The sequence below is a fragment of the Corynebacterium sp. ACRPE genome (assembly GCF_022347435.1).
Lineage (GTDB): Bacteria > Actinomycetota > Actinomycetes > Mycobacteriales > Mycobacteriaceae > Corynebacterium > Corynebacterium tuberculostearicum_D.
Window position 1 is genome coordinate 1 of the sequence record NZ_JAKRNA010000043.1, and the last position, 6,451, is coordinate 6,451.

A 6,451-nucleotide genomic window follows, 5' to 3' on the forward strand; every position below is an offset into this window, starting at 1 on the left:
CACACCGAGGATTTCCCGTCGGGGGCTAGATATATGCTTCCGGAGCATATACTTTCCGGAAACCTACAGGTCAATCCGTGAAAATCCGCGATTCCGGACACACTTTTTGACCCTTAACCCCGCATAGTCGCCCTAAGATGGTCATCATGAAAAAGCTGCTTTCCACCCTTGTCGCCGTCATTCTCATTGCCGCCGTGGCTGCCGCCGCGGTGTTCATTTGGCAGGTGCGGGAACCGGTGGAGGTGGAGACCGAATCGAGTAATACCAAGGTCATCAAGGCCGTGGAGCGTGAAGAGCAGGTGGTGCTCGTCTCGCTGGGTATCGAGGGCCTATCGGAGGAATCCGCCAACAGCAAGCTGTGGAATTGGCAGGTCCCGGGCAGCGAGCGCACCCAGTACATCAAGTACTCCTACCGCGCGAAGCTCGGCATCGAAGGTTCGCAGGTTCAGGTGGAAGAAGAATCCCCGCACCACTTCCGCGTGCAGATCCCAGAGTTCATTTTCATCGGGCACTCGGATGAGAATTTCGAAACCGCGGTGGAGGACAACGGCGCGTTGAGCTGGATTACCCCGGATATCGATAAGGCGGAAACCATCACCAAAATCCTCAATGAGGATAAAAAGAAAGAGGACATCGCGGATAATCGCGATGTCCTCCAATCCCAGGCCAAGCAGTTCTACACCGGCATTATTTCCGGAGTGGACCCAGAGGCCGAGGTGGACTTTTCTTTTTGCTAACTAGTCCACCTCGGTGAACTTGCGGTCCCACGAGGAGCGGACCGGGTTGGCATCGGCCAGCAGGATATCGAAGCGGTCGTTGGCAATTTCTACGATTTCGCCCAGTGCGGTGCGGTACTCCTGCTCCGGGGAGTTGGCTAGGCGGCGCACGCCGGCATCAATGACGCGGTCGACGGTGTCATTGGTATCCAAATAGGCCACAAACGGCATGTCAAAGCGCTCGCGGTAGGCGGCGGAAAGCTCGGTGATGCGCTCGGTCTGCACATCATCCAGGTCGGTCAGGCCCAGGGAGCCGCGGTCGGCGGAGATGGTGGCGGCCTCGTCGGCGTCGGCAAGCAGCAGCTCATCCATGGCCGGGTAATCGTGGATGAGGGCGGCGCGGCGGGAATCATCCGCGGTCAGCACGGCCACCTGAATGGCCGCGCGCAGCTCATTAACATCGCCGAAGGGCCGCGACTCCCACGCCAGCTCCAGCGGCCAGGTCTCGTTATTAAACAGCGGGCGCAGCGCCGAGACGAATTCCTCGCGGGAGGCGCCATTGAGCTGCTGCAAGCTCACGCTCTTGCCGACGGCCCGAGACACCTGCGTTCCCTGCTTGCCCCCTGTATGGAAGAACAAAAGGTTGAGCACGATGGCGGTAATGGCGCCGATGGACATGCCAGAAGAGACGAAGGTTTGTGCCCACTCCGGGAAGGCGGTGGCGATATCCGGCTTGAAGGTCACCAGCATGGCCAAGCCCAGCGCGGAGGTGACGATGACGGAGTTGCGGCCATCAGAAAGATCGGATTTGGCGATGGTCTGCAGACCCACCCACGCCACGTTGGCGAAAAGTGCCAGAGACGCGCCGCCGAGAACCGGGGAGGGGATGGAGGCCACGACCGCGCCGGCCTTGGGCAGAATGCCCAGCACCATCATGAACCCGGCGGCGGCAACGGCCACCCAGCGCGACTTCACGTTGGTCAGGCGCACCAGGCCAACGTTTTGGGCAAAGCAGGTATAGGGGAAGGAGTTCATCACGCCGCCCACTAGGGTGGACAGGCCATCGGCGCGAATGGCGCGTACGACGTCATCGCGGCGGATGCGCTTTTTTACAATCTCGCCGGTGGCAAAGACGTCACCGGTGGTCTCCACCATGGTGATGATCATGACGATGATGAGCGAGAAAATAGCTATTAGGTCAAACTTCGGCATACCGAAGTAGAACGGGGTAGTAATGCCGAGGGCGGGGGCGGAGGAGACCTCGTCAAAGGAGGCGTCGCCAAGCACGAGCGCCACGCCAGTGCCTAAGACTAGGCCGATGAGCACGGCCAGAGTGCCCAGGAATCCCGAGGAAAAACGCTGCACCAAGATGATGACCGCGAGCGTGCCAAAGCCATAGAGCAAGTCGCGGGTGGCCGGCACGCCCTCGGCGTAATTGACAAAGTCATTGGCCGACACCCCCAACAGTGACGTACCCATAACCAGCAGGACCGAACCGGTGACCACCGGCGGGAAGAAGCGCAGCACCTTGCCAAAGACCGGCGCCGCAAAGAAGGTAAAAAGGCCGGCAACAATAATGGCGCCATAAATGGTAGGCAGCGAGGCCACCCCACCCGCGCCGTCGGTCGCGCCCAGTCCAATGGCAATAATCGGGGAGACGGCCGTTGTAGTCACGCCCTGCACGATGGGCAGGCGCACGCCAATGCGCTTGCCGACGCCCAGGGATTGAATAATCGTCGCTATGCCACAGGTCAACAGGTCCGCATTAATGAGGTGGATGGTGGTTTCCGCATCCAGATTGAGCGAGCCGGCAATGAGCAGCGGGACGATGACTGCGCCGGCATAAAACGCCAGCACATGTTGTAAACCCAAGGCGGCTAGTTTGGGGGCGGGTGGGACGATATCTACTGGATGCTTGGGCTGGGAAGCCACGAAGTCCTCCTTTGTGCGGAAGCGAAGCTGAACGGGATTAACAGTAGAGGTTCGTGCAGGTAGCGACCAAAATCTAGCGGTGATGAGGAACACGTTCGGGGCTAGTTCACCCCCGATAAAAGACGTACGTGCGTTCTGCATGAAACCACTAACCAGCTAAACAACACGACCGGTTTATTACTTGGCTTTCAAACGTTTGCGAGACTTGTTATTACCAGGCAATTGGTCAACAATTGAGGCCAGAGGGGCTTGGTGCTGTGGCTCGAAGAAAGCGGCATTTATCCCCTGCTAGAAATTCGCCCGAAAGAAGGGAATTATGACTACCGCAACGCAGCCTCAACAGTTTGAAGCTTGGAAGGGATTTGAGTCCGGTCCATGGACCGAGGGCATCAACGTCCGCGACTTCATCCAGCGCAACTACACGCCGTACGACGGCGACTCCAGCTTCCTGGCAGGCCCGACCGAGAAGACCAAGCGCGTCTGGGACACCCTGGAAAAGAAGTACCTGTCCGTCGAGCGCAAGCAGCGCGTCTACGACGTTGACACCCACACCCCGACCGACATCGACGCCTTCCCGGCCGGCTACATCTCAGAGGACGACGACGTTATCGTCGGTCTGCAGACTGATACCCCGCTGAAGCGCGCCATGATGCCGTTCGGTGGCTGGCGCATGGTCAAGCAGGCTATCGGCGAAGCGGGCAAGGAAGTAGACCCTGAGGTGGAGAAGATCTTCACCCGTTACCGCAAGACCCACAACGATGCGGTCTTCGATATCTACACCCCGCGCATCCGCGCTGCTCGTTCATCACACATCATCACCGGCCTGCCGGATGCTTACGGCCGTGGCCGCATCATCGGCGACTACCGCCGTGTTGCACTTTATGGTGTGGATTACCTGATCGAGGAAAAGCAGGCTTCCCGCGATTCCGTCGCAGATGCTGGCTTCTCTGAGCACTGGGCACGCTTCCGCGAGGAGCACTCCGAGCAGATCAAGGCCCTGAAGAAGCTCAAGAAGATGGCCGAGTCCTACGGCTTCGACATCTCCCAGCCGGCCAAGACCGCTCACGAGGCAGTGCAGTGGACCTACTTCGGCTACCTGGCTTCCATTAAGTCCCAGGATGGCGCCGCAATGTCCATCGGCCGCCTGTCCGCCTTCTTCGATTGCTACTTCGAGCGCGACCTCGCCGCTGGCATCATCACCGAGGAAGACGCCCAGGAGATCATTGACTCCCTGGTTCTCAAGCTGCGTATCGTTCGCTTCCTGCGCACCATCGACTACGACCAGATCTTCTCTGGCGACCCATACTGGGCAACCTGGTCCGACGCTGGCTTTGGCAACGACGGCCGCCACATGGTCACCAAGACCTCCTTCCGTCTGCTGCAGACCCTGGTGAACCTTGGCCCATCACCTGAGCCGAACATCACCATCTTCTGGGATCCGAAGCTGCCAGAGGGCTACAAGGAATTCTGCGCCCACATCTCCATTGAGACCTCCTCCATCCAGTACGAGTCTGACCGCCAGATTCGTGAGCAGTGGGGCGATGACGCCGCAATTGCTTGCTGTGTCTCCCCGATGGAAGTTGGCAAGCAGATGCAGTTCTTCGGCGCTCGTGTGAACGCCGCAAAGGCTCTGCTCTACGCCATCAACGGTGGCCGCGATGAGGTATCCGGCAAGCAGGTTGTCGAAGGCTACGAGCCCATCAAGGGCGATGGCCCGCTGGACTTCGACGAGGTCTGGCAGAAGTACGAGGAGATGCTGGACTGGGTTGTTGGCACCTACGTTGAGGCCCTAAACATCATCCACTACTCCCACGACAAGTACGCCTACGAGGCAGTCGAGATGGCGCTGCACGATTCCAATATCGTCCGCTCCATGGGCTGCGGCATCGCCGGCCTGTCCATCGTCGCCGACTCCCTGGCTGCTATCAAGTACGCTAAGGTCACCCCGGTACGCGACGAGACCGGCCTGATTACGGACTACATCACCGAAGGTGAGTTCCCGTTCTACGGCAACGATGACGACCGCGCCGATGATATCGCCGCTACCATTGTCCACACCGTGATGGAAAAGATTAAGGCCATCCCGATGTACCGCAATGCCATCCCAACCCAGTCCGTGCTGACCATTACCTCGAACGTGGTCTACGGCAAGGCAACAGGCGCCTTCCCGTCGGGCCACAAGGCCGGCACGCCGTTCTCCCCAGGCGCTAACCCTGAAAACGGTGCTGACAGCCACGGCATGGTTGCTTCCATGCTGTCCGTCGGCAAGCTGGATTACAAGGACGCCTTGGACGGCATCTCGCTGACCAACACCATTACTCCTTCCGGATTGGGCCGCACCCCAGAAGAGCGCATCAATAACTTGGTGGGCGTTCTGGATGCCGGCTTCATCATGGAGAAGTAAAAACCACCAACCCTCAACCATCTCGAAAAGGAGAAAATCATGGCAACCCCAACTTTCGAAGACCGCATGTCAGCAATGAAGGCAAACCGCGATGCACACCAGATGAACTCTGGTCTGTACCACGCAAACATCAACGTGCTGGACAAGTCCACCCTCGAGGACGCCGTTGAGCACCCAGAGAAGTACCCGAACCTCACCGTTCGCGTCTCTGGCTACGCTGTCAACTTTGTCAAGCTGACCAAGGAGCAGCAGCTCGACGTTATCTCCCGCACCTTCCACCAGGGTTCCTAATCATGGCAGATGGCGTTACTGGTGTCGTTACCCTCTCTCCTGAAGAAGGAGAGCGAGTCCGCGGCGCGGCCGCGGGCCTGGGAAATGACGCTCAATTCGATGACATTACCCGCCCCGAACTCATGGAGGCGCGCCGTACCGGCGATATTGCCCTCGTGCACTCTTGGGAGCTCGTGACCGCCGTCGATGGCCCGGGTACCCGCATGACGATGTTCATGTCCGGCTGCCCACTGCGCTGCCAGTACTGCCATAACCCAGACACCTGGGAGATGAAGACCGGCACGCTGGAGCGGGTCGAGGATGTGGTCAAGCGCATTAAGCGTTATAAGCCAATCTTCAACGCTTCCGGTGGCGGTCTCACCATCTCCGGTGGTGAACCCCTCTTCCAACTTTCTTTCACGCGCCGCGTGCTCAAGGAAGTTCACGATGCGGGCATTCACACCACCATCGATACTGCCGGTTACCTCGGTGCGCGTTTGCGTGACGACGACCTGGACAATATCGACCTCGTGCTTCTCGACGTCAAGTCGGGCGACGAGGAAACCTATCGCAAGGTCACTCAGCGCGAACTCCAGCCCACGCTGGACTTCGGCGACAGGCTAAACAAGATGGGCAAGTCGGTGTGGATCCGCTTCGTGGTGGTGCCAGACCTCACGGACTCGCCAGAGAACGTGGAAAATGTGGCCAATATCGTGGCGCGTTGGAAATCCAACGTTGAGCGCGTTGAGGTCCTGCCTTTCCACAATATGGGCAAGGACAAGTGGGATAGCTTGGGCATGAACTACCAGCTAGCTGACACGAAGCCACCAAAGCCGGAGGATGTGGAGAAAATCCGTGACGTCTTCCGCTCGAAGGGCTTGGAAGTCTACTAGCCTGGGAGGACATGACCTCCTATCGCCGCTTCGGCCACACAATTAAAGAGCACCACCTAGAAGTCCCGTGGGATTATTCCAATCCCCACGGGACTTTTGGGCTTTACGCCCGCGAGGCGGATTCTAGGGGTCGTTGCAACGATGATGGTTAGTTTGGTTTGATGCTACCGGTTTGTGTGAGGGCGTTGGTCATGACTTCGGCTGGGGTGCGCCAGTTGAGTGCTTTGCGTGGTTTG

3 protein-coding genes and 1 pseudogene are annotated in these 6,451 nt (G+C 58.8%); 3 read left to right on the forward strand and 1 reads right to left on the reverse strand.

Annotated features, from left to right (window positions below):
• Positions 1-146: 146 nt before the first annotated feature.
• Complete coding sequence (locus MHY13_RS11895; RefSeq protein ID WP_239283230.1) at positions 147-737, forward strand: hypothetical protein; 591 nt, start codon at positions 147-149, stop codon at positions 735-737.
• Here the strand turns inward: MHY13_RS11895 and MHY13_RS11900 are convergent, their stop codons facing one another.
• Positions 738-2,648 carry a solute carrier family 23 protein gene (locus MHY13_RS11900; protein ID WP_239283231.1) on the reverse strand — a complete coding sequence of 637 codons (1,911 nt, stop codon included), beginning with the start codon at positions 2,646-2,648 and terminating at the stop codon, positions 738-740.
• A gap of 316 nt (positions 2,649-2,964) precedes the next feature.
• Between MHY13_RS11900 and pflB the strand changes: the two are divergent.
• Together pflB and pflA are read left to right on the forward strand one after the other, a co-directional pair.
• A pseudogene (gene pflB, locus MHY13_RS11905) lies at positions 2,965-5,343 on the forward strand (formate C-acetyltransferase).
• A gap of 2 nt (positions 5,344-5,345) precedes the next feature.
• A complete protein-coding gene (gene pflA / locus MHY13_RS11910; protein WP_239283232.1) occupies positions 5,346-6,215 on the forward strand; it encodes a pyruvate formate-lyase-activating protein in 870 nt (289 codons plus the stop codon).
• The last annotated feature ends 236 nt before the right edge of the window (positions 6,216-6,451 follow it).